The 25721-nt window shown below is 31.3% G+C and carries 20 protein-coding genes; 10 read left to right on the top strand and 10 right to left on the bottom strand.

Features of this window, described 5'->3' with window-relative positions; all coding sequences use genetic code 11:
- Positions 1–56: 56 nt before the first annotated feature.
- Entirely contained in the window at positions 57–278 is a 222-nt protein-coding gene (locus AC2GW8_RS09850) for a hypothetical protein (protein ID WP_440879706.1), read from the top strand.
- Positions 279–320: 42 nt separating this feature from the next.
- Here the strand turns inward: AC2GW8_RS09850 and AC2GW8_RS09845 are convergent, their stop codons facing one another.
- Both AC2GW8_RS09845 and AC2GW8_RS09840 read right to left on the bottom strand, forming a co-directional pair.
- Positions 321–1868 (bottom strand): SGNH/GDSL hydrolase family protein, encoded by a 1548-nt coding sequence (locus AC2GW8_RS09845; protein ID WP_440879705.1) that lies wholly within the window; start codon positions 1866–1868, stop codon positions 321–323.
- Positions 1869–1879: 11 nt separating this feature from the next.
- A complete protein-coding gene (locus AC2GW8_RS09840) occupies positions 1880–4636 on the bottom strand; it encodes a TonB-dependent receptor (RefSeq protein ID WP_440879704.1) in 2757 nt (918 codons plus the stop codon).
- Between the two features lie 211 nt (positions 4637–4847).
- Here AC2GW8_RS09840 and AC2GW8_RS09835 point away from each other — a divergent pair, with 211 nt between their 5' ends.
- From AC2GW8_RS09835 to serS, 3 genes are all read left to right on the top strand, one after another.
- A complete protein-coding gene (locus tag AC2GW8_RS09835; protein ID WP_440879703.1) occupies positions 4848–5786 on the top strand; it encodes a bifunctional riboflavin kinase/FAD synthetase in 939 nt (312 codons plus the stop codon).
- Positions 5787–5944: 158 nt separating this feature from the next.
- Complete coding sequence (locus AC2GW8_RS09830) at positions 5945–6172, top strand: helix-turn-helix domain-containing protein (RefSeq protein ID WP_440879702.1); 228 nt, start codon at positions 5945–5947, stop codon at positions 6170–6172.
- A gap of 64 nt (positions 6173–6236) precedes the next feature.
- On the top strand, positions 6237–7511 hold the full coding sequence (gene serS / locus AC2GW8_RS09825; RefSeq protein WP_440879701.1) for a serine--tRNA ligase: 1275 nt from the start codon (positions 6237–6239) through the stop codon (positions 7509–7511).
- Between the two features lie 53 nt (positions 7512–7564).
- On the opposite strand, the gene AC2GW8_RS09820 is transcribed toward serS, so the two are convergent.
- Positions 7565–7708 carry a hypothetical protein gene (locus AC2GW8_RS09820; protein ID WP_440879700.1) on the bottom strand — a complete coding sequence of 48 codons (144 nt, stop codon included), beginning with the start codon at positions 7706–7708 and terminating at the stop codon, positions 7565–7567.
- Positions 7709–7914: 206 nt separating this feature from the next.
- On the opposite strand from AC2GW8_RS09820, the gene AC2GW8_RS09815 reads away from it, so the two are divergent.
- The 4 genes from AC2GW8_RS09815 to mgtE all read left to right on the top strand — a co-directional run bounded on the left by AC2GW8_RS09815 (position 7915) and on the right by mgtE (position 12252).
- Positions 7915–9690, top strand: a complete 1776-nt coding sequence (locus AC2GW8_RS09815; RefSeq protein ID WP_440879699.1) for a tetratricopeptide repeat protein — start codon at positions 7915–7917, stop codon at positions 9688–9690.
- Between the two features lie 64 nt (positions 9691–9754).
- On the top strand, positions 9755–10084 hold the full coding sequence (locus tag AC2GW8_RS09810; protein WP_440879698.1) for a DUF4286 family protein: 330 nt from the start codon (positions 9755–9757) through the stop codon (positions 10082–10084).
- Between the two features lie 25 nt (positions 10085–10109).
- Positions 10110–10922, top strand: a complete 813-nt coding sequence (rsmA, locus tag AC2GW8_RS09805; protein ID WP_440879697.1) for a 16S rRNA (adenine(1518)-N(6)/adenine(1519)-N(6))-dimethyltransferase RsmA — start codon at positions 10110–10112, stop codon at positions 10920–10922.
- The gene (gene mgtE, locus AC2GW8_RS09800; RefSeq protein ID WP_440879696.1) at positions 10903–12252 is read left to right on the top strand and encodes a magnesium transporter; all 1350 of its coding nucleotides are present in this window, start codon (positions 10903–10905) and stop codon (positions 12250–12252) included. Before rsmA ends, mgtE begins: the two co-directional genes overlap by 20 nt.
- 40 nt (positions 12253–12292) lie before the next feature.
- On the opposite strand, the gene AC2GW8_RS09795 is transcribed toward mgtE, so the two are convergent.
- From AC2GW8_RS09795 to AC2GW8_RS09775, 5 genes are all read right to left on the bottom strand, one after another.
- Positions 12293–12982, bottom strand: coding sequence for a LysE family translocator (locus tag AC2GW8_RS09795; protein WP_440879695.1), 690 nt, complete (start codon positions 12980–12982; stop codon positions 12293–12295).
- Between the two features lie 14 nt (positions 12983–12996).
- The gene (locus AC2GW8_RS09790; RefSeq protein WP_440879694.1) at positions 12997–14040 is read right to left on the bottom strand and encodes a 2Fe-2S iron-sulfur cluster-binding protein; all 1044 of its coding nucleotides are present in this window, start codon (positions 14038–14040) and stop codon (positions 12997–12999) included.
- Positions 14041–14191: 151 nt separating this feature from the next.
- Positions 14192–14869, bottom strand: a complete 678-nt coding sequence (gene rsmI / locus AC2GW8_RS09785; RefSeq protein ID WP_440879693.1) for a 16S rRNA (cytidine(1402)-2'-O)-methyltransferase — start codon at positions 14867–14869, stop codon at positions 14192–14194.
- Between the two features lie 108 nt (positions 14870–14977).
- Entirely contained in the window at positions 14978–16117 is a 1140-nt protein-coding gene (locus AC2GW8_RS09780) for a hypothetical protein (protein WP_440879692.1), read from the bottom strand.
- A 359-nt stretch (positions 16118–16476) separates the two neighbouring features.
- Positions 16477–17613 (bottom strand): glycoside hydrolase family protein, encoded by a 1137-nt coding sequence (locus AC2GW8_RS09775; RefSeq protein ID WP_440879691.1) that lies wholly within the window; start codon positions 17611–17613, stop codon positions 16477–16479.
- A 258-nt stretch (positions 17614–17871) separates the two neighbouring features.
- Between AC2GW8_RS09775 and dxs the strand changes: the two genes are divergently transcribed.
- Entirely contained in the window at positions 17872–19644 is a 1773-nt protein-coding gene (gene dxs / locus AC2GW8_RS09770) for a 1-deoxy-D-xylulose-5-phosphate synthase (protein ID WP_440879690.1), read from the top strand.
- Positions 19645–19681: 37 nt separating this feature from the next.
- Here dxs and AC2GW8_RS09765 read toward each other — a convergent pair whose 3' ends face one another.
- A complete protein-coding gene (locus tag AC2GW8_RS09765) occupies positions 19682–22360 on the bottom strand; it encodes an Ig-like domain-containing protein (protein ID WP_440879689.1) in 2679 nt (892 codons plus the stop codon).
- A gap of 180 nt (positions 22361–22540) precedes the next feature.
- Here AC2GW8_RS09765 and AC2GW8_RS09760 point away from each other — a divergent pair, with 180 nt between their 5' ends.
- Positions 22541–23422: a hypothetical protein gene (locus AC2GW8_RS09760; RefSeq protein ID WP_440879688.1), complete on the top strand. Its 882-nt coding sequence runs from the start codon at positions 22541–22543 to the stop codon at positions 23420–23422.
- 59 nt (positions 23423–23481) lie between these two features.
- Here AC2GW8_RS09760 and AC2GW8_RS09755 read toward each other — a convergent pair whose 3' ends face one another.
- Positions 23482–25155: a hypothetical protein gene (locus AC2GW8_RS09755; protein ID WP_440879687.1), complete on the bottom strand. Its 1674-nt coding sequence runs from the start codon at positions 25153–25155 to the stop codon at positions 23482–23484.
- Positions 25156–25721 lie beyond the last annotated feature (566 nt).

Here is a 25721-nt window from a genome sequence, read left to right as displayed (position 1 = left end):
CAGATAGGTGTTTAATTTTAAAAGTTATTTTTACTATAATCTAAGAGAAATCAAAAATGAAATTGATAAAAATATTATTCTTGCTATTTATTTTATGGATGGCTACGGGCACAATTTTATTAAACTTAGCACACCCAAAAGCTCAAATCGTTATGGGGTTAGGTGTCCTATACATGGCCTTTATATTAATGCCAATTTTTATTTATCATCGGTATAAAGATGGAAAATATAAAAAATACATTATCAATTCTGATAAAGAAAAAGAAGTTGAAAATTAAATTTTCAACTTCTTTTTCTTTATAATTATAAAATCGCCTAAGTTAGGGTAATAACGTAGGTGAGTAATTTGTTGGAAAGTCTTCTGCTTTTGCTAAAGTGTTTGTTGCATCAGTGAAATTTGATTCATACTTGGCGTCTATTGCTTTTAAAATCGTATTAGCCATAAAAGCATACCCTCTTGCTGTCAAATGAATTCCATCTAACCCCACTAAACCACCAGAAACTAAACTTGTGTTCATGGTGAATTCATCAAAAGCAACTCCGCTTTTTGAAGCTTGCTCCAAAGTCGCTTTAATGTCCGCAAGAGCTAAATCTTTTGTTTGTGCAATATTTCTTATTGACGTGTTATACGAATCAGTTGCTGTAATTACTTTAGACTTTTCATCTGCTGTTAAAACCCATCTATCTTCTAAAGGTTCTGAAACTCCATATACCTTCGTAGGGTTACCCACTACAGCTGTGCCAATAATAGGCTTTGCTGGTAACACTATTAAATCATCAGCAGTAGTTTGTCTGTAATTTAGTAATGCTGGATTAATTGCAGTTAAATCAGTTAAACTTTCATCTAAAATAACTACTGGATTGCCGTCGCCTTCAGTAAAACTAATGGTACGTTTCGCTATTTCAGTATCAGCCATTTCTTGCGTCATTGATGCATTAGCTACCAAATACGAAAACGCTTGTTGTATACCTGCATTGTACGCTTCAAATCCTTGATTTGCTAGTTCTGCAGTAGCCGCATCTAGAGGCACTGGATTATAAGGAATGGTTGTAAAATAAGGCAATGACGTTACATAAGGAATGGTCGTTAACACTCCTTTAGCTCCTCCAGAAGTTAAAGCATCCACTATTAAAGAATAGGTTTGTGCAAAAGTATCTGGATCCGTTATATCTTTCGCTCCATATGTATTAACATCTGAATTTCCTGTTTGATCTTCTCCTATTCCTCCTTCCATTGCGTAATCAAGAACATCATTCCCTCCTACTTCTGAAAGAGTGAAAAATGTAGGTTCTTTTGCTACTACCTCATCTATAACTGAAGACGTAGCAGTAGGTCCCATTCTTACAAAATAAGGATTTGCTGTATTTGTCGCCAAACCTGCCGGATTTCCATAACCAGATGCTAAAAGGTGAAAACTTTTTGATCCTGGAATTCCATAATTATGAAAATCAGGAGCCCCTGTTGCTGGCACTCCAACTTGTGTGGTTGGTATTTTATCTAGCCTTGCTGGTCCTGCACCATTAAAATAAAATCTTGGTTCTTGTACTACAGTAGTACCACTTATTAAACCTCCGATATTATCAGACATTAATGGTTGATTGAAAGCACCACCATTAGCCATTGCAAATTTACCTGCCAGAATATTTGGAAAAGAATTTTCTTGCCCCTTGATAAATAAAGCTCCATCAGTAAAACCAGCAGTAAATGAGCCACCAACAGCAATATATTTTGAAAAATCTAAGTTTGCTACCTGTAAAGCAACTTTCTCTGCCTCTTCAGGTCCTTTAATTTCGGGTAATTCATTGTTCACGTCACAGGAATTCAGTAAAACCCCTAAACTTAAAACCCAACCTATATGTTTTCTCATTGTTAAATTTTTTAATTGTTAATAGTCCAAGAGATGAAATATTGCGATCCTATTGCACCAACTCCAGGCGCACTTAAATACTCTTTTCCTGTTAAATTTGTACCTCCTACTTTAAATACTGATTTAATCGATGGAACAGCATAATTTATCTGAGCATCTAAAACAGTTCTTTCGTCAACAATTCCTTCAAGGAAAGTAGACTCCCAATAAAATTCATTCTGCCAACGTCCGCTAATATTGAATCCGAAATTTTCAAACAAATTAGGATGTCCGAACTGAACTTTTACCTTATGCTCAGGTGTATTAAACCCTGCCTCAAAATCTGGATCCATAGATTTATCAAAATCAAATTTAGACCAGGTATAATTTAAACTTGCATTGAATCCATTGAATACTTTTGTTGATAACCCTAAGCCTACACCATAAGAGCTTACGTCAGCCACAGAATTTGTTTTTACACTAAATGCTGCTGATTGATTTTCTAAAGCACCTATTAATTCAGATTGATTATTTACATTTACGTTATTCGGATCTAACAATACTAAAATATCTTTAGTTGCAATAAACTTATCATAGATATTATAATAAGCACTTAAGTCAACTGACAACTTATTCTTTCCTGTCGGAATTTCTCCACGATATCCAACTTCATAAGCTCTCACCTGTTCTGGAGTAACCAACTCTGTAGTAACTAATTCTGGAGTCCCATTTTCTAAAGACCTAGTAGAGTAACCTCTTTCAACAGCATCTCTTGCTGTTACGTCAAATCCACCTACTGTTTTCACAAACCTATCTAAATTATCTTCTACGGTACCAATTAAGAAGCCAGCGCCAGTGTCTAGACCGATATACTGATCTTGAGTTGTTGGGTTTCTAAATGCTGTTTGAAAAGAAATTCTAAAGTTATGATTTCTTGTATCTCCTGCCGCATAAGCAAAGGAAATTCTTGGAGAAAAATTACCATCAAAATTTTGTGATTTATCATAACGAAGAGAACCTGTAAACTTCAAGCGATCATCAATCATCTTCTTTTGAATTTGTGAGTAGACACCGAATTCTTCAAAAGTAATTGGCCCATCATAATCTGTATAAATTGTACCTGATGAATTTAAGTTAAATTGACGATAAGACCCACCAAATTGAACCTCTGCCCAATCAATATAATCTCTTAAATTTAAATTTGCGTCGACATGATAATAGTTGGTATTGTCTTTAAGTTTTGCTCCTGTAGCAACATCGGGATCTGAGATCACTTCATTAAAAAATCTATTAAACTCTGGCGAGCCAGGTAAAGCTCTTCCAGAATCAGCCTGTGTTCTTGCTAATTGATGAATTTCAGCCTGTGATAAGTTTCCTGGGTTTCCACCTAAAGCAACGTTTGCAAATGTACCGATATAATCTCCAAACCAGTCTTCATTTGATTTCCATCTTTTATTAACATTAATTGCTGCAAAACGAGTATCATAAGAGTCTCCTGCATCTTCTCCTGCATAGTACCCTCTTACGAAAAAGTTTTTACCATTTACTTCAAGTTTATGTTGCTGCATGAAGAAATTTCTTAAACTATATCGATTTAATCCTTGATAAATAGTATTACCTGTTCCAAACTTAGAATTCCAAATAATTTCTACACGATCGTTACCTAAAGGTCTATAGTGTAAAGCTCCGTTAAACTTTATACTCTTTGCACTATAATCAATTAAATCTGACTCATTATATCCAGTTCTACTAACCCTTTCATTAGGAATAATACCTTGACCTCCAGAAGCTGTTCTAAGATTAGTTGCAACTTCATCTCCATAAACGTTAACTCCATCATAAGCTATATCAGAATTTAGATTTCCAATTTCTCTGAAACCTGGTTTATAAGTTCTACCTACGCCATTAGTATTTCTATAATCAACAGCATTCCATTCTTCTCCAGTAAAATGACTAAAACTTACCTTAGCAGCGAATTTATCATCAAAAACGTGTGCCATTCTTACTCCTACATCATAAAAACCATTATCACCAGCGGCCTCTTGACTTGTTACACCTGCTTTAAGACCAACACTAATCCCTTGGTCATCAAACGGGTTTCTACTCTGCATTAACATAATACCATTAAATGCGTTAGCTCCATAAAGAGCAGATGCCGCTCCTGGTAAAACTTCTACACTTTTAACATCAAGCTCTGACATTCCTAGAAGATTTCCTACGGCAAAATTTAAAGCTGGAGATGAATTGTCCATTCCATCAACTAGTTGAATAAATCTTTCATTTCCAAAAGTAGCAAACCCTCTTGTATTTACTGTTTTAAAGGTTAAACCTCCAGAGTTAATATCTACTCCTTTCAAATTTTCAATTGCATCGTAATAAGAAGCTGAAGCTGTATTTTTTATAGCTCTAGAATCAAATCTTTCAATTGTTACAGGAGATTCCATAACACGTTCAGGTGTTCTTGATGCTGAAACCACAACCTCACTTAAATAAGTTGCATTTTCAGATAAGCTTAGTTCAACTACTTGATTATTTTTTGTTATTTCAACCTTTTTAGTTTGATAACCTATCAAGGAAACTTCAAGAGTAAAAGGTGGTGTATCCGTAACAGTTAATGTAAATTTTCCATCAAAATCAGTGGTTGTACCCACGGCTTTTCTCGAAACTTTGATATTAGCTCCTGGAAGTGGTCCTCCCAGTGATTCGTCATTCACAGTACCTGTAATCGTTGTTTGTGAAAACAACAAATTACTGCACAATGCAAATACAACGAGTAATAATCTATTCATCATAATAATTGTATAAATTAATTTGTTAACTAAACGCAAAATACAATTTTTTTTTATTTCATAATTAACTGAGTGAAATTTTATTAGATAACTAATGTAGGATCTATTTTTTATCAATCATAAAATCCTAACTTACAATGAAGGTCCTTAAAATACATTTTCAATTTATGATATACAAATTGTACCTTTGTAAAAACACATAAACCACAAATTGAAAGTAAAGCACTCCATTTTTGATTTTAATTCTTCTCAAAAGACATATGTTACTATTGGCACTTTTGATGGAGTACACATTGGACATCAAAAAATTATCAAAAAATTAATTAAAAACGCCAAAGCGAATAATAAAGAGTCTGTTGTACTCACTTTCTTCCCTCACCCTAGAATGGTTCTTCAAAAAGATCTTAAAATCCAATTAATAAACACCATTACAGAAAGAATAGATCAATTAGAGCGCTTGGGCTTGGATCATTTAATAATTCACCCTTTTGACAAAGATTTTTCACGACTAACAGCATTCGATTTTGTAAGAGACGTTTTAGTAAACAAATTAGATATTGACAAGTTAATTATTGGCTATGACCATCACTTTGGAAAAAATAGAGAAGGAAATATTGAACAATTAACAGAATACTCATATTTGTATGACTTTAAAGTTGAAGAAATACCAGCACAAGATATTGATAATGTTTCCATAAGCTCAACAAAAATTAGAAAGGCCCTCCTAAGCGGTCATTTGAAAACAGCTAATAATTACCTAGGATACAATTTTTCTATAAAGGGAATCGTTGTTAAAGGAAAGCAACTAGGAAACACCATAGGTTACCCGACAGCAAACCTAAACGTAAAGGAAAGCTATAAACTTATTCCTAAAGAAGGAGCATATGTTATTAAGTCAGTAATAGAAAATAAATTGAAATTTGGAATGATGAATATCGGTATGAGACCAACTGTTGGTGGTAATGATAGGACTATTGAAGTTCATTTTTTTGATTTTAATAAAAACATCTATAATCAAACGATAAAAGTTGAATTACTTTATTTTTTAAGAAATGAACAAAAATTTGTATCTTTAAATGAATTAAAAAAACAATTAAATCAAGATGAAAAAGACTCCAAACGCTTTTTAAAAAGTTACGCCAACTTCTAACCTCAAAAATTATTAAATATTTCCCCCCTTATTTTCTAACTTATAGAGTTAACTTATGACGCAACTAAGGACAAAAATAGTTCTTTTTTAAGTCATGTATAATGACAAGTGTGTCATTATGTAATTCATATGTTTTTAAGATTTTGTGTCAAAAAAGAATGATACTGTCAAAAGAGGAGGTTATATTAAAAAAGATCGCCCTTTGTGTTAAAAATCTTCGAGATGAGTATAACGTAACTTTGAGTGAATTTTATATTGATACGGGAATACATTTAGCAAGAATAGAACAAGGGAAAACAAATATTACCATTTCTACACTTCAAAAAATATGCGATTATTTTAACATTACCTTATCTACCTTCTTTATGATGATAGAGGAAATATAGTATTATCAAAGCGTTGCTTTAATCTGATACATACTTTATATTTGCGTTTCTTAAAAAAGTAAAAATGTTACAAATTCAGTTTATTAGAGAAAACAAACAAGCTGTTTTAAATGGACTTGCAAAACGAAATTTTGCAGATGCCGAGACGGTTATTGATGAAGTGTTAAATACAGATGAAACTAGAAGAGCAACTCAAGTTTCATTAGACAATGTGTTAGCTGAATCTAATAAACTGTCCAAAGAAATTGGATCTTTATACAAATCTGGTGAAATTCAAAAGGCAAATCTAATTAAAGAGAAAACAAGTCGGTTAAAAGAGCAATCAAAAGAACTTACAGAAAAATTAAATATCGCTACTGAAAACCTTCAAAAAACGCTATATCAAATCCCTAATGTACCTCACTCGTCTGTTGTAAAAGGTAAAAATGAAGAAGATAATGAAGAAATATATAGAGAAGGCATCATTCCTGAACTTGGTAATAGTTCATTACCCCATTGGGAACTTGCTAAAAAATATGATATTATTGATTTTGATTTGGGCGCCAAGGTAACTGGAGCAGGTTTTCCAATATATAAAGGTAAAGGAGCCAAACTACAACGAGCCCTAATTTCATATTTTTTAGATAAAAATACAGCTGCTGGATATAATGAAGTACAAGTACCACACTTGATTAACGAAGCTTCTGGTTTAGGGACAGGCCAACTTCCCGATAAAGAAGGACAAATGTATCATATTCCATTAGATGATCTATACTTGATACCAACTGCAGAAGTACCAATAACGAATATGCTAAGAGGTGATTTGTTACAAGAGTCTGATTTACCGAAATCTTACACTGGTTATACCCCCTGTTTCAGAAGAGAAGCAGGAAGCTATGGTGCTCATGTAAGAGGATTAAATAGATTACATCAATTTGATAAAGTAGAGATTGTTAGGGTTGAACATCCAGAAAACTCATACAAAGCTCTCGATGATATGGTCGAACACATTAAGAATATTTTAAGAGAACTAAAATTACCTTATAGAATTCTTCGTTTATGCGGAGGTGATACTGGATTCACTTCTGCCTTGACATTTGATTTTGAACTGTATTCTACAGCTCAAGAACGTTGGCTTGAAATTAGTTCTGCTTCAAATTTTGAAACCTATCAAGCCAATAGATTAAAGTTACGTTTCAAGAATAAAGATGGGAAAAGCCAGTTGGCTCACACCCTTAATGGTAGTTCTTTAGCTTTACCGAGAGTTTTAGCAGGAATTCTAGAAAACTATCAAACCAAAGATGGAATAAAAATTCCTGAAGTATTAGTTCCCTATTGTGGATTTGAAATTATCAATTAAATAAAAAAAGAATAGATAAGATAAAAAGTAAGTTTCTGCAGAAACTTACTTTTTTAATTGGCCATTACTGCAATCATTAACCTCTTATACTTATTCATTTCTAAAAGAGCATCAAAATATTGAGAAACTTCTCCTTTTGCCATAGATCTGTTTGCTCTTCTTTTTGCCGATTCATATTGTTGTGAAAAAGTCTTCATTTGCTAATTATTTAGTTATTTATAACCTCTTTTCAAAGTCCATGCCAAAAAAATATAACAAAACAAATAAGTCTATTTGACATTTCTCTATAATTACAAGGTTTATTAATAAATATGCTTAAAACAGAAGTAAATCTTTGATAATAGGTCTTTTTTTTAGAATTTTGTATGACTATCGTGTTTCGGTATGCACAAATCTTATTTTGATGAAAAAAAATATAGTAATCATTTTTTCCCTTTTTATAACTTTTTTTTCTTTTGCTCAAAAGAACAATTTTATAATTGCTGAAAACTATTTCAGAAACAGTGAATATAAAAAGGCTATTCAGCTTTATCAAGAGCTCTATGAAAATAGTCCATATAACACCACCTACCTTAAAAGACTAATCAGTTGTTATCAAGAAACCAATCAATTTCATCAAGCTGAAAATATACTTTTAAAAAAAATCGATAAGTTTCCAAAACAAATTTATCTTTTAGTAATTCTAGGACATAATTTTGAAAAACAACAACTTAAAAACAAAGCGAATGAACAATACCAAAAAGCACTAAGAACCATTAAAGATAATATTGGCTATGGAAGTCTCACTGCAAATCTTTTTAAAGAATATAATCAATTAGATTCTGCCATTGAAGTATACAATATAATAATGGAACAAAACCCAAAAGCTAATTTTGGGTTTCAATTAGCTCAAGTCTATGGAGAGAAAGGAAATTTTGAAAAAATGTTTGAATGTTATGTTGATTTGGTAGATAAAAATGAAAATTTTGTCAGTAGCGTAAAACGATATGCCAATAGATATATTACCGAAAATAATGAGAGTCATCATAATAAGTTATTTAAAAAAGCACTACTAAGAAAATCTGTCAGTAACCCTAAAAATATATGGAACAACCTACTAGCATGGTTATTTATCAAAGAGAAACAATATCCAAAAGCCCTTGTTCAATATAAAGCCTTGATTGCACGTAAAACTGAAAACCTTTCCAATATCAAGGAATTAGGTAAAATTGCTTATGATAATTTAGATTATCAAACTGCAAAGAATTGTTACAAAATTATCATTGAAAACACCAACTATGAGAAGGATAAATTTCATGGTATTTATATGAATTTACTTATTGATATCGCAAATAAAGAACAAAATTTAGAAGCTAAGTTTAAAGAGGTATTTGATCAATATGGCTTCAACAAAAAAACTATTTACATACAATTGACATATGCTGATTTTTTAACATTTCAGCGCAATGAACCCCAAAGGGCTATTTCTATTTTACAAAAAGCATTGAATTTATCCTTATCTAAATTTTCAAAAGCTTCTATTAAATTAAAACTAGGAGAAATTTTAGTATTTACAAGGAATTTTAACAAAGCTTTAATTTATTTTTCTCAGGTTCAAACAAAATTTAAAAACCATGAACTCGCTCAAAAAGCTCGATTTAAAGTAGCTCAGACCTCTTACTTTAAAAGTGATTTTAACTGGGCTAAAGCTCAACTTAAAGTACTGAAAGGGTCTGCCAGTCAACTTATAGCAAATGACGCCACTGAGCTTTTCTTAACAATTTCTGACAATCAGCCTTCAGATAGCATCCCTACAGGGCTAAAAGAATATGCCAAAGCAGAATTATTAGCGTTTCAGAATCAAGATAAAAATGCAATCACTCTATTATCAAAATTAATAACCAATTATAAAAATCAACCAATAGAAGATGAAGCTCTTTTCAAACAAGCACAAATTTTTGTAAAAAATAAAATGTTTAATAAAGCAATAGCTAACTTAGAAAAAGTTATCTCCATAAATAAAGAAGGTGTATTAGTGGATAACAGCCTATATGCTTTAGCGGAATTATATAATTCAAAATTAAATACTCCTAAAAAAGCCTCCGAATACTATCAAAAGATTATTTTTGACCATCCTTCGAGTATCTATTTAGTAGATGCAAGAAAAAAATTTAGAGAATTAAGGGGCGATAATATTTAATTAATGCATAGATTTTTACAGTTGTTAATGCTAAAATCTTTGCGTTTCAATTTTATTTTAACATATGCATATATATAATGTAACTGTAAACGTTGATGAAAGTATTCATGATGAATGGCTTGTTTGGATAGAAAAACACATTTCAGAAGTATTAGAAACAGGGCACTTTTTAAGTGCGAAAATGACTCAGGTTTTAGTTGAAGAAGAAATGGGGGGAGTTACTTATTCAATTCAGTACAGCGCTAAAACATACAAAGACATTAAAAATTACTATAAATTTAGTGCGGAAAAGCTAAGAGGTGATGGATTAAAAAAATTTGCTGATAAAATGCTTGCTTTCAGAACTGAATTAAAAGTTATCAAAGAATTTTATCCAATGAAAAAGAATAACTAAAAAGAACATATATCTTATTTAGATTATGAGCGTAAGAGCAAAAAAACATTTGGGGCAACATTTTTTAACAAATGATAACATTGCAAAAAAAATAGCTGATTCTTTAACGGATGAAGGCTACAATAATATACTTGAAATTGGACCAGGGATGGGGGTTCTTACAAAGTACCTTCTTGAAAAAAAGTCAAAAATCAAGGTTATGGAAATAGACTCAGAATCAGTCTATTACCTAAGAGATGTGTTTCCTATAGAACATATTAAACTAGATACCTCCTCTGAGAAATTTACCATCATAGAAGGTGATTTTTTAAAACAAAATTTAGCAACTCTTTTCTCTCATAGTCAAACAGCAATTATTGGTAATTTTCCTTATAATATATCTTCACAAATAGTATTTAAAGCTATTGAAAATAGATCATTAATTCCTGAATTTTCAGGAATGTTTCAAAAGGAAGTAGCCATGAGAATTGCAGAGAAAAAAGGAAGTAAAATTTATGGGATCTTATCTGTTCTAACACAAGCTTTTTATAATGTTGAATATTTATTTACAGTACCTCCAGATGTTTTCAATCCGCCCCCTAAAGTTAATTCTGGCGTAATCAGATTAACTAGAAAACCAAACTACTCACTTCCTGTAAATGAGGGTTTATTTTTTAGAGTTGTTAAAACTGCTTTTAACCAACGAAGAAAAATGCTTCGCTCGAGTTTAAAATCATTTAATCTCTCGGTTACTTTAAAAGAAGAACCTATATTTGCTATGCGTCCTGAACAGTTATCTGTACAGGAATTTGTTGATTTAACATCTAAAATAGCAAACGATGGCACTGGAGATCACTAAAGAACTTATTGAAAATGTAAAAGAGCTAATTATCAACAAAAAAGATATAGCTCTTAACGATTTTTTTTCAGAAACTCATCATGCTGATATAGCTGAAGTTTTAGATGAACTCTCTTTTAATGAAGCAATCTATATTATTCGCTTACTTGACTCTGAAACTACTGCCGATGTGCTAATGGAAATAGACGAAGATATTCGAGAAAAAATATTTGAGAGACTATCATCTAAAGAAATTGCTGAAGAAATTGAAGAACTTGATACAGACGACGCCGCTGATGTGATCGCTGAACTTCCAGAAGAAAGGAAACAAGAGGTTATTCAGAATATAGAAGATAAAGAACACGCCAAAGAAATTGTTGAGCTATTACGATATGACGAGGACACAGCTGGTGGACTTATGGCAAAAGAATTAGTAAAGGTAAATGAAAACTGGAACGTACTTACCTGCGTAAAAGAAATGCGTCAACAAGCAGAAGAAGTTACACGTGTACACTCAATTTATGTCGTTGACAACGAAGGTAAGTTAAAAGGTCGTTTATCTTTAAAAGACCTTCTTATGGCCTCTACTAGATCTAAAATTGCAGAGGTTTATATCCCTAAAGTAGATTTTGTTGATGTGCATGATAAGGCAGAAGAAGTTGCTAATGTAATGAGAAAATATGATTTGGAAGCTATCCCTGTTGTTGACGAAAGAGGTGTTTTGGTAGGTAGAATTACCATCGATGATATTGTTGATGTAATTAAAGAGGAAGCTGACAAAGATTATCAATTAGCTGCTGGTATTACACAAGACGTAGAAGCAGGAGACTCAATAGTTCAACTTACAAAAGCGCGCTTACCATGGTTATTTTTAGGATTAATAGGAGGAATGGGAGCTTTTTTGATTATGAAAAACTTTGAAAATTCATTTCAAGAAAACGCCTTTCTGTTTTTCTTTACTCCTCTGATTGCTGCTATGGCAGGTAATGTTGGTGTACAGTCGTCCGCTATTATAGTTCAAGGACTTGCAAATGACGATGTTAAAGGAAGCATTAAAAGTAGGTTAATTAAAGAAATGTTTTTAGCTTTACTTAATGGAGTTGTACTAACTATATTTTTATTCTTTTTCGTATTCGCTTATGAACAAGAATTTATAAAGGCTCTAGCTGTTTCTATTTCCCTAATTGTTGTTATTGTTGTTGCAGGGTTAATAGGTACTTTTATCCCTTTATTTCTAAATAAAAGAGGTATCGATCCAGCTATTGCAACAGGTCCATTTATTACCACCAGTAATGATATTTTTGGAATTTTAATTTACTTTTCCATAGCTAAATTAGTCCTAGGAATCTAAATAGGAATATTTAGTGAATTTTATGGATACCTTATCTACTTTAACTGTTATCAAAACTTTCTATTTGAACTTTATCTATTAACGTATTCATTTTTTCTTTAGGAAGAACTCCTTTTAACATAAAAAATGCTCCAAAAACTATCAATAAAACTCCCATGCCTCTTTTAATTCTATAAATGACTAAAGGAGTAAGCTTTTTCTTTAATTTCTTTGCCAATAGAATCTTAATTAAATCAGTTGATGCATACCCAAGAATTACAATAGCAAAATACCAAAAAATTGAAGAAGGATCCATGTTCAAAGTGGGGCCAACAACTACCATTATACCAAGCCAGCCAGCTAAAACACCTATATTTATAAAATTTAATAAAAAACCGTTAAAAAAAAGTTTAAAATAATTGTTAGCAGTAGGAACTTCAACATGATCTTGATCAACTTCTTTTTTATTACTTTTATCTAAATAAGTTATAATTCCATAGACTATAAGTATAAGCCCTCCTATTAAAAATAATCGTGGATCATCTTTAATCTTTTCCAATAAATTCCTACTACCGAAATAAGCTATTAAAATAAAACTAATATCTCCTAAAATAACTCCAAAATTAAACGCTATTGCGGCTCTTGCCCCCTTTAGAATACTTGTTTTTAATAGCATAAAAAACACAGGACCTATCATAAAAGCCATGAAAACACCGACTAAAAACGCATTTTTAAATATGTAAAAACTCATCTATTCCTTATTTTCTATACTTCATCAAAATCAATTGAAATTTTTGGTGTAACAGGGTGTGCAACACAAGTTAAAACTAAACCTTCTTCCAACTCATCATCAGTCAGTATTGAGTTTTTAGTCATTACCGCCTTTCCTTTGGTTACCATTGCTATGCAGCTACTGCAAACTCCTCCTTGACAAGAATAAGGTGCATCTAATTTATTTCGTAAACTGGCAGCCAAAATGGTATCCGACTGCTTCATCGTAAAAATGGTTTCATCATCATCTAATAAAACAGTTATTTCTGTTTCACCTTCTTTAATCTGATTTTTATTTTCTTCAGAAACAGAAGCCGTAAAAAGTTCAAAATTTACAGCATCTTTACTTAAACCATTTTCTTGTAACGTTTCTGAGACTGTATTGATCATTTCTTCTGGCCCACATAAAAATACCTCATCAAAAGTAGTTTCGCTATAAATATTTTTGATAAAATAATTTACATGTCCTTTATCAATTCTTCCAAAAAGCGTATCATCATCACGCTCTCTACTAAAAACATAATGAACTTTTAAACGCCCTTCATATTTATTACTTAAATCATATAATTCGTTATAAAAAATAGTAGCCGACTTACTCTTATTACCATAAACCAAAGTGAAATTTGCATCTGAATCCTCTAAAGTAGCTTTCACCATAGAAAGAACTGGAGTAATTCCACTTCCAGCGGCAAACCCAATATAACTTTTTCCTGTTTCAGGTATTAAAACAAACTTTCCTTCGGGTTCAGATACTTCAAGTTGATCTCCTTTATTTAGTTTCGTAGTCGCAAATAGTGAAAATTTCCCATTTTCAACAGCTTTTACAGCAACTTTCAATTCTCCACTACTAGGTGATGAGCATATCGAGTAAGCCCTCCTTATATCCTCGCCATTAATTTTCTTCTTCAAAGTAACGTACTGCCCCGCCTTAAACGAGAAGTTATCTTTTAATTCTTTGGGTATATCGAATAAAATAGAAACAGAGTCTACAGTTTCCTTTATAATTTTTTTAATAGGTAGTCTATAGAATTTCGTCATATTATTAGTTATGTTCAGCAAAAATAACAAACAAAAAATGAACAAATGATCAACTTCATAAGTAAAATAATTTATAAAATGATTATGCGTATATTTATTCTAATTTTTAAAAAAAGGAAATCAAAAATTATACCTGGAATATAAAAATAGCTTAATTAGTTTTTTTACCTTCTACAACAATAACAATCTCCCCTTTAACAGAGTTTTCGGTATAGTGTGATAGAATTTTTTTTACGTTTCCTCTTTTAGTTTCTTCAAATAGCTTGGTCAATTCCCTAGAAACTGAAACTTGTCGGTCTTCGCCAAAATATTCAACAAAATTACCCAAAGTTTTTAGAAGTTTGTGTGGACTTTCATAAAAGATCATAGTTCTTGTTTCTTCTGCTAAAAACTTCAGTCGAGTTTGTCTTCCTTTTTTCACGGGTAAAAAACCTTCAAAAACAAATTTATCATTTGGCAAACCAGAGTTTACCAATGCAGGAACAAAAGCTGTCGCACCTGGTAAACATTCAACTGCAATGTTATTTTGAATACAAGCCCTCGATAAGAGAAAACCAGGGTCAGAAATTGCAGGAGTCCCTGCATCAGAAATTAAAGCAAAAACCTCTCCTTGCTTTAAACGTCTAATTATTGTGTCGACTGTCTTATGCTCATTGTGCATATGATGTGATTGCATGCACGTAGATATTTCATAATACTTTAGTAATTTTCCGCTAGTCCTTGTGTCCTCTGCTAAAATTACATCAACCTCTTTTAACACTTTAATTGCTCTAAAAGTTATATCCTCTAAATTTCCAATGGGTGTTGGAACTATAAATAATTTGCTCATTTAGCAAAACTACCAAATTAATAATTCTTTTTCCTACGAATTAAAAGTTTACGATATTAAAGAGCTGGTAGAAATTTATTCGGACCAGCTTTAATTAAACTAATATAATTACCAAACACTTAATGTTTGTACTTCAAAATTTCTATGAATTGATTTTTCTGAAGCTTTCCTAGAGTAATAAAGTCGCGTATAATCAGTAATGGTATTATTCTCCTCTGAACTCATTAAAGAAGGATATTCATAATATGCATGTCCTCCAATAATTTCTCTATCACTACCCCAATGGATTAGATCAGGCGAGGTTGCACACCTTATAGTTCCTCCCCATTTATGATATACCATTACGTATTTTTTTATTTTGTGATTCCATTGAACAAAAGGATTCGCTCCTAATAAAAAACCATGACCATTTTTAAGTGCTGTTTTTAAACCATTCGTATGAAGAGCATTGGTTGTAAATGATCCTTTATAATATTTTTTCCATGTTCCAGGGGATGCAAAGTAATTAGTTGAACGGGCTATGTGTAAAACATAGTTATTTGCGTTAGCTTCATATTCACTATAAATAGCATACCAATTACCATCTTGTCCTTTAAAAACGTGCCCATTACCAGCGCCACCAAATGTTTTACTTGATGGTTTAGGTTTTGAAGATTTTATAATATACCCTTCATTTCTAGAACCTCCTAGAGATTTAAAAGTTTTACCTCCATCATTAGAATAAACAACTCCAATAGACGCCCAATATCTATTATCATCCGCTTCCTGTTCCTTACACCAATGATCTTCAACATGATAAAAGCCTACAAGGTTATTTTCATCGTCTAATTGTTCGATATTGTTTAGCCATTTTCCTCCATTATCTGGATTACAATTATACTGCTGTTGTCCAAAAGCTTCAGAAATCTTAATACTTGCATTCTCTGGCCAAATATTCTCCCCTTCATAGATATAACTTGTAGAACCTGACATTGTGAATCGCCATTTACTACCAACCTTAAACCTAGTGATGCCTCCATCAGGAAAATATTGATTGTGACTTTTAATATTAGACCAGTTTAAGAGTTGTTTATTTGATAATTTATATTTATTCTTTTTTGTTTTGATTGGTCCATATTTATCAGTAGACAAAGAAGACGCTTGTTCCTCAGAACTCTTTTTGTCAGGTAAATATGATTTTTTAGTACAGGCTGATAAATAAATCATAATAATGAGTGTCAGAAATTGTAAAGGGTTATTTTTAAACATAATTTTTTATTTTAGAATCCTGATTGACATTATCTAAATACCAAAAAACAAAAGTTATCAAAATACTATGAAGCATCTTATAGAAGTTTGCATACTTTATGAAATTTGACAGATGTATTGCTTACTAGGAAATTAATTACTTAACAAATATCATACTGAATCAAGAACTCTAATAAAGTGCTGTGTATGTGATGAGTTCATAAACTTAAAAGAAAAAAAAAATGTCTAAAAAGAGAATCAAAGTTGAATAAAAAGGAATTACTAATTAATTATTTCTATTTCAATTAAAAAATCAGCACAAAAAAAGCTGACAGAATTTTATTCTAATCAGCCTTTTACGAACTTATATTATCTGTTGATTACCAAACATTTAATGTTTGTACTTCAAAATTCCTTTGACTTGAGTTTCGTGACGATTTTTTAGAGTAATAAAGTCGTGTCCAATTTTTAGACGTATTTCCCCCTTCTGGACTCATTAAGGTAGGGTATTCATAATAAGCATCACCTCCAAGAAGTTCTTTTTCACTATCCCAATTTATAAGATCTGAAGAAGTAACGCATCTTATTGCACCTCCCCATTTATGATAAACCATCACATATTTACGAAGTTTATGATTCCATTGAACAAAAGGATTTGCTCCAAACATGAAACCAAGGTTGCTTCTTAGTGCTGTTTTTGCACCGTTTGTATGAAGTGCATTTGTACTAAAGTTTCCTCGATAATATTTTTTCCATGTTCCGGGAGATGCATAATAATTAGTTGAACGAGCTATATGTAAAACATAATTGTTTACACTAGCTTCATATTCACTATAAATAGCATACCAATTACCATCTTGTCCTTTAAAAACGTGCCCATTACCAGCTCCCCCAAATGTTTTATTTGATGGTTTAGGCTTTGAAGATTTTATAATATATCCCTCATTTCTAGAACCTCCTAGAGATTTAAAAGTTGTACCTCCATCATTAGAATAAACAGCTCCTATAGATGCCCAATATTTAGTGTCATTATTTGTTTTACACCAATGGTTTTCAACATGATAAAACCCTACTAGATTATTTTGATTCCATAATTGATCAACATTATTTAACCATTTTCCTCCATTATCTGGATTACAATTATATTGCTGTTTACCAAATGCCCCAGAGATTTTACCATCTGAATATTCAGGCCACATATTTCCTCCTTCGTAAACATAACTTGAAGAGCCCGCCATTGTAAAGCGCCATTTATTTCCAACTTTAAATCTGCTAATACCTCCATCGGGAAAATAGTAATTTTGTCTTTTGATATTTGACCAATTTAAAACCTGTTTATTTGATAAGTTATATTCGTTGCTTCTAGCTCTATTATCATTATCTTTCGGGGTGATGGTGGAAAAGCTATTTTCTTCACTTAATTCTTTTGTTTCTCTCAATTCTTGAGTGTTGTTACAAGATGTAACCGTTATTAAAAAGCTTAGAATTAAAAATTGTAAAATGTTATTTTTTATCATTATTTATTATTTTGATTAATACTCAAATAGATAATGTAGGCTTAGCCTTTATAAAAAATAAGATATGGTTAGTGTCGAGTCATATTACAAACCATCAACACTAGGGGGATAATTGCATGAAGTACTCGCAAATTGGCTACATATGAAATTTACAGCCTAGGCAATATATAAAAAAATGCTGTAAATCAAAATGTTAATAAAAAAAACTTTAAATGAATGATCTTTATACACCTATTTGCTTTTTGTATTTTTGTCATTATGTCAAAAAAGCTTTTAGATACCATTGATTATCCTTCAGATTTACAAAAATTAGCCATAGCGGAATTACCCGAAGTGGCCCAAGAGCTTCGTCAATTGATTATTGATATCGTTTCAACTAAAGAGGGGCATTTGGGAGCAAGCTTAGGAGTAATAGAACTTACCATTGCCTTACACTACTGCTTTAATACCCCAAAAGATTTGATTGTTTGGGATGTTGGACATCAAGCTTATGGTCATAAAATTCTTACAGGGCGAAAAAAGGCTTTTGGAAGCAATCGTCAATTAGGTGGTATTTCTGGATTCCCAAAAAGAAGTGAAAGTGAATTTGACACCTTTGGCGTCGGGCACTCTTCAACCTCGATATCTGCTGCGTTAGGAATGGCTATAGGATCGAAATTAGCAAAAACAAACAAGCACCATATTGCAATTATTGGAGACGCTTCAATTGCAAGTGGAATGGCTTTTGAAGCATTAAACCATGCTGGTGATACAGATGCTAACTTACTTGTAATTTTAAATGATAATGCCATCGGAATTGACCCCTCTGTAGGTGCTTTAAAAGATTATTTAACAAGAATAAAGTCTACGAGAAATGATGTTGAGCAACATAATATTTTTGAAAGTTTAAACTTTGATTACTCAGGTCCTATTGATGGACATAATATCGATGAATTAGTACAAGAGTTTAATCGTTTAAAAACCATAAAAGGGCCTAAATTTTTACACGTAATAACAACCAAAGGAAAAGGACTTCGTCAAGCAGAAGAAAATCAAGTAAAGTACCATGCTCCCGGAAAATTTGACAAAATCTCTGGGGATGTATTTCCTAAAACAAACAATGAATTTTCAAAATTTCAAGATGTCTTCGGAAGAACTATTTTAGAACTAGCGGGTTTAAATCAAAAAATTGTTGGTATTACACCTGCTATGTTAACCGGAAGTTCTCTAAAACTTATGTTAGACGAATTCCCTGAACGAACTTTTGATGTAGGGATTGCAGAACAACATGCAGTAACACTAGCAGCAGGTATGGCAACACAAGGTTTGGTTCCTTTCTGTAATATTTACTCTACTTTTATACAGCGTTCATATGATCAAATTATTCATGATGTCGCTTTGCAAAATTTACCAGTAATTTTTTGCTTAGATCGCGCTGGACTAGTCGGAGAAGATGGAGCAACCCACCATGGTATTTTCGATATTGCTTTTTTGCGTTGCATTCCTAATCTTATTCTTTTTGCTCCAAGAAATGAAATTGAACTCAGAAATATTCTTTATACAGCTCAATTGGGTCTAAATGCCCCTATTGCTATAAGGTATCCAAGAGGATACGGAAAATTAAAAAATTGGCAGCTACCTTTTCAGAAAATTAAAATTGGTAGGGCTAACACTTTACAACAAGGAGAATCACTTGCCATTCTCTCTATTGGTACTATTTCAAGTAACGTAACGGATGCCATAGAGAAAAGTAAAAATAATAAAGAAATTGCTCACTTTGATATGCGTTTTATAAAACCTTTAGATATGGAGCTACTAGTTTCTATTTTTGAAAAATTCGATGCTATTCTAACAGTAGAAGATGGTTGTGTTAAGGGTGGGTTCGGAAGTCTCATTTTAGAAGTTGCTGCACAACATAATTATGATGGAAACATTGAAATTTTAGGTATCCCTGATTCGTTTATTCATCATGGTACTATCGAAGAGTTACAAAAACAATGTGGTATTGATACAGAAAATATTAGAGACAAAATACACCAGTTGCTTCCCTAATAAAATATTACATTCTTCTTTTCAGCATGAATAAGTATTAATTGTTTTTATATATCTTATTTATTGATTTTAATTGTTTTTTTTCATTAAAGATTTCGATAATATAGAAATTTGAGGTAGGAAAGTACGTGAGATCGATTTCTCCATTAATCACAGGAGCTACGTCTAGTACTTTACCATTAATATCTTTAATGATAGCAGTCCAAAATAAGGTATTGACACTCTCTTTAATCTTAATTTTATTTACAGCTGGGTTGGGATATAATAATAAATCTACAGAATTAATCTTACTACTTTTTGTTTGTTCTAGATATTTTGCAGTAAACTCAGACAAACAAATTGTTTTTACTTCGTGAGACCCAAAAATATCGCCAGATACTAATACTTCTTTATCAGAGTTAATAACTTGATATGACCCTTTACCATAATCACAGCAAATACCATCTCCAGCAGAGTCGTCAATAATAAATTCATAACACTCAATAGGTAAACATTTTGAACTAATTACCATTTCTCCTTCATTTTTTGAATAATCACTACCACTCATTAATATTTCCCCTTCAACATTCTTCATTTTCCATGACGTTTCTGAAGCATATTGATCAAAAATTAGTTTGACAGATACCTCCTTACAAAAAGATATATTTCCATCAATACCCTTGGTGTATTTTACTACTAATTGAGGCGCTTTACTTACGTTCCCATCATATGATTCTGCAGTTCTTTCTCCCTTTCCTGAAATATAAAAAAGTATTCTATTTCCATACTTCCAATTTGACTTGTTTACGATGTCTTGAACGAGAGAACTTAAATCTGGTGTTCTTTGACCTTCTTCAGAAGCACCAATAGAACTCCATGGCTCAGGATTCCAACTTACCTTTTTTCTGTTGTATTCTCTTGAAGTAATATTGTACTTTAAAGGACTTATTTCTGTAGCATTTGATGAGTTCTCTACTTTAATGTTTAGACTTGTACTACTCGAATTTATTTCATCTACTGTAAACTGTATGTATGCTTGTTTAATAACTGCATTCTTAGGAATATTAATATTTCGAAATAACAGCCCAACGTGTTGATTTCCTCTAGAAATTCCGTCATAAGTCATTTCTAAATCCGAACTATTCATATATATTTTACCTGACGACTGGTACTCTTCAACATCATCATTTGATCTTGTAATTTTCGCTATCATAGTCCTTATAACATCCCCTACAAAAACACTTATTTCACTAGGGAAACTTTCGTTGGTTTCGTTATCAAAAGCGATCGCTTTAAGTTTATATAACTTCTTATCAACTATTGGAATCCAAGATGCATCAAAAGGAGGGTTTTTATCTACTTTTATCAAAGAATCATTAACATAAAATCTAACCTCATTAACATAACCATCAGCATCCGATACTTTAGTAGTTATATTAACTTTTGAGTTTACTTCAATGGAGGCATTATTAAGAGGGCTTTTAATCTCAACTTCTGGAATGTAAATATTAGGGTTTAAAATAGTAACTATGCTTCCATTAGATGGAGTCCAAATATCTATATTTGTTGGCATAAAAAATGGGTCATCATTTGTTACAGAACCTACAGTACTTGCATTACCTACTTTCACAGTTCTTACTTCTATTTTTGACTCTTCTACAAAAAACCATTTAAACTGATTAAAAGAACTTGCATTACGAGTCCATGTTTTATTATCATTAGAAGAGCGTAGAGGAGCTCCCCAGCAACCTTCACCAATATAGACAGTCCCACTAATATCATCTCGGATAAAACCTTCATCACATTCTCCCTTACCAGAACACGGTCTTACAGGCCAAGTTGTTTTTACTGTATGAGAGTCTGATTCGAAAACAAGTTTTACGCGATAATCATGGAAAAGAGCAGACCAGTTTGAATATTCATCATTCCCTTCGGACTTTGAAGACACGTGCGGACGCATTGGTTTATGATATTGAACAGACTTCCATATAGCTGTGTTATTAGATAGCTTATGCTTTAACCAATTCAATTGATTTCCTCCAGCCGAAATTTCTGAATTTAATGTATACATAGTAAAAAGATCGTTCCCAAAAGTTATATCGTAGTATATTTTAGAAGAGGGTACATTAAATAAATTATAAATACTATTATTAGAATCCTCATGATTTCCTCTAGCAGGAATAATCGGAAACATTCTTCCATCATCGGCAATTGTATTTTGCCAATCATCAAACCACTTTTTCCATTCTAAACTTGAATCACCATTAGTCATATCTCCTCCAAAAAACACAGCGGTTGGTTTTAATTTAGCTACCAACAAATTAGCCTTTCTTCTGGGAGTTCTATTATTTCTTGAATCTCCACCTGCAATAAAAGATAATTTTTTATTAGTACTTGGAGCGGTTTTAAACCAAAACCGATCACTTACTCCCTCGCTATCTTTTATTATAAAATAATAATTAGTATCTGGTCTTAAACCTGTCATTTTAATAAACGTATTATTCATCCCTTTATAATAAACTGAACGATCTACTGATTTTGAATTTGAATAATTTGACCAGTTTGTTCCGTGATCAATGATATCATAATACAAAATGGGACTTGAACCTGAAACTTGATTCCAACCTAATGTAATTGTTGTAGCTGGATTATCTGTAATTACAAGCCTATATCTATTATTGAAAGAAAAAGTAACCAAAGAAGTCATATAAAACAAAGTGAATATTTTTTTTTTCATAATGAAGGATTTAAGTTTACTATACAAAATCTACAAATATATTTCTGAATACATTACATATTGAACTCAAAAAAACAATTAATGCAATGATCACTTTCCTGGTAAGCTCTTAACTTACACAAGCTAATTTTATAACTGCTAATTAACATAAAGTCAAAAACATCATTTTTATATTTAAATATGAAGAATTCAACACTACTACGTATTCTAAAAATTAGTTCCTTTTTAATTTTTTTGGGAAGGTGTTATCAACATTTATTTTGGGATGCACCCTACAGAAGCCTTTTTTGGGACCAAAATCTATTGGAACCAATTGTATCGACTGTACTAGGTATTTCTTGGCAAGCTTATGTCACCAACGTATATACAGATGATGCAATTCAATTTTTAACAAAAATTACTGGTATTCTATATGGCATCTGTGCAATAATTTCACTAACTATTAATGAGCGCTCTAAAACTTGGATGAGCTCAATTTTAAAATTAGGTGCTATTAACTTAATCTTTTTGGCCTTATTATTAACCAAAGAAAAGTTTTATCATTTGATTATGTTCTTTGAACACAGCATACAATTTGGGGTTCCTACCCTATTAATCTATTTTTTAAAAGATAAGAACCAAGAAAAACTAATTATATTTTTAAAAATTTTCATCCTGTTAACTTTTAGTTGTCACGGAATATATGCTATCGATTACTTTTATCCATTACCTGTAAACTTCGTTACGATGACGTTGAACATACTAAACCTTGAAGAAGAAATAGTAAAAAAAATATTACTTATTGCCGGAATTTTAGATTTTCTAGTAGCGGTTGCTGTTTTTATACCTAAAATTGCTAAAGTTGCTTTGTTGTATGCCTCTTTTTGGGGTTTTGCAACTGCTTTTGCTAGAATTTTTAGTGGCTTTCATTATGATATTTCTCTAAGCATAATACACCAATATTTATATCTTGTGATCTATCGATTACCACACAGTATAATGCCGTTACTTGTCTTTTTTTATATAAACCAAGAGAAAAATAATAGAATTAACTCTGTAATATTTTTGAAGTTAAAAAAATAATAGAAAAAAAGCGAACCAAAAATTAGTTCGCTCTGTAATCATTTATGTTTTTCTTATTATTAATAGATATTAAACCCTAACACTCCACTACCTGAAGCATCATTATAACCACCTATTTCAAGATAATAACCTCCTGGAGATAAATTTCCATTTATTTTTGACAAATTCCCGTTTCCTGCTCCATCATCATCAGAACTTATAAGCTGTCCGTTAGAGTGATATAAATACAGATAAGTATCATAGTTTGCTGCTAAAATTTCAAAATGGTAATTAAATGATGTTTGAGTTGTAAAACTGATGCGAACTCTTCCATTGATCGATATGGAATTATTATAATCGAAATTTTTATGAAAAGGTGTTGATATATTACCTAAATTATTATTATGCGAGGTTCCTTCAAATTCTTCAATTTTAATATTAAATGAGCCATTAATTTCATTGTACGCATAATTATTCTTAATAACTTTTAAGTGAAATGTTTCTGGACCTGTTAGAACTGAAAATAATGACTGGTTATTATGATTGCTTGTATTTGTCAGTAGGTTCTGATTGCTATCTCTTAATTCAAAATAGACACTTGAATTTGAAGAAAATGTATATTTATAATTACCTGATGGAATAGTAAAAGTATAGATAATGCTATTATCTGGTTCTTCATTTATAGAAGTAATATCATAAGACTTACTATAAGGAAGTGCTATACTTCCTAAATTAGTATTTGTTTCTCTTGGGTCTCTAAAAATAAGATTAAAAGAACCATTGAATAAATTACCATAATTATTTTTAACTTCAATATAGTAACTACCAGCATTCAAATTTTCACTTTTCAAGTTATTTTGTCCACGAAAAATATAATTGTTGTTAGCATCTCTTAACGAATACTCAATATTTCTGCCATAATCATCAGTTAAAGAAATGCCTGTTCTTTCTGTGAGAATAAATTTATACCCGATTCTATTATCTACTTCGTCTGCTAAAAATTCATAATTAAGTATTTCACTATAGGGCAATGAAACTTCACCTAAATCAATATCTGTAGCTCTAAAATTGACCGTTTTTGATACCTCTTTTACACCTCCTGATCTATCATTAGCTATAATTTTAATGGTAATCTCCTGATCCAATAATTCTTCAAACTGAAAAGGAATATTTACTGAACCCATATTACTATTCGAATTGGTTCCTATTACAAAATCATTTACATAAAGCTTTTCATTAATATAGATATCGTAAGAAAGTAAATCATTGTCAGCATCATTAGAAGGAAACCAATCCACACTTACTGAACTATAAGTGTAAAAATCAAAATTGACTTCTTTAAAATCAAAGTCGCCTGGATTCCTATTCACAAAAACATACCTTTTCACAACTGACTCCTCAGAAAGATTATTCTCAGAATCAATGGCAGTGATATTAACGGTAAGCTCAAGTCCCATACCTCGAGTACTGTTATTTTTTGCTCCTGTCAAATATGACCCTACATCAATATCAAGGTTATTTTCTTTAGTTCTACTAGCCAATACATTACCATTCACAATAACATTGTAGCTAACTTCATCTCCATTTGGATCTTCAGATGCATTCCAATATAATTTTACAAATGTATTCTCAATCACCTCCAACTCTATTCCAGAAACTTTTAAAGGCGGTAAATTAGGTTTTTCTTCTTCACTACTACATGATGAAAGAATAAGTAAAATAAGGGCTGGTATAAAAATGAAATTTTTTATCATAGCGTATATATTAGTGTTTAAAATTTTCTTAGCATTGACATTCTTATTTAACCTAAAAAAAGAATGCGGCGCGAAATTAGTGCTTTTTTTAATAGTAAAAAAATTTAAACCTACTATTTCTGATATTAGAATAAATAAATTATCTCAATATGTATATCCGATAAACCTTTAGAAAGTAACTTTTTATCAAAAGAAACTATAAAGTCAAATCGGACTATTATAGCTTCAATAATTCAATTTACATAACCTAAACGTCAAGTATACTATTATTTCTTATTGAACATTTTCCATACTCTTTCATCGAAGAGTCATAGATTTCATAGCATGGTTACTATTACCTTATTAAAGCTAATTAGAAATTTTCGCTTTTAAGTAATATAGCACTTAATTAAAAAGTTTATCCTATTTCTTTATCTTATAATAATTATCTAGTATTTTTATGTAAATCGTAAAACAAAAATGAAATAATATTGATAAAAATTAATCTATAAACTAATGTATATTGTAAAGGTTATTTTTATAATAGATGAAGTAACTTTTAGTTAAGTATAACCCTTATGTATGGA

Source organism: Tenacibaculum profundi (assembly GCF_057162725.1).
The sequence above is the reverse complement of the archived record's forward strand: the minus strand, read 5'-3'. Positions and strand labels throughout refer to the sequence as shown.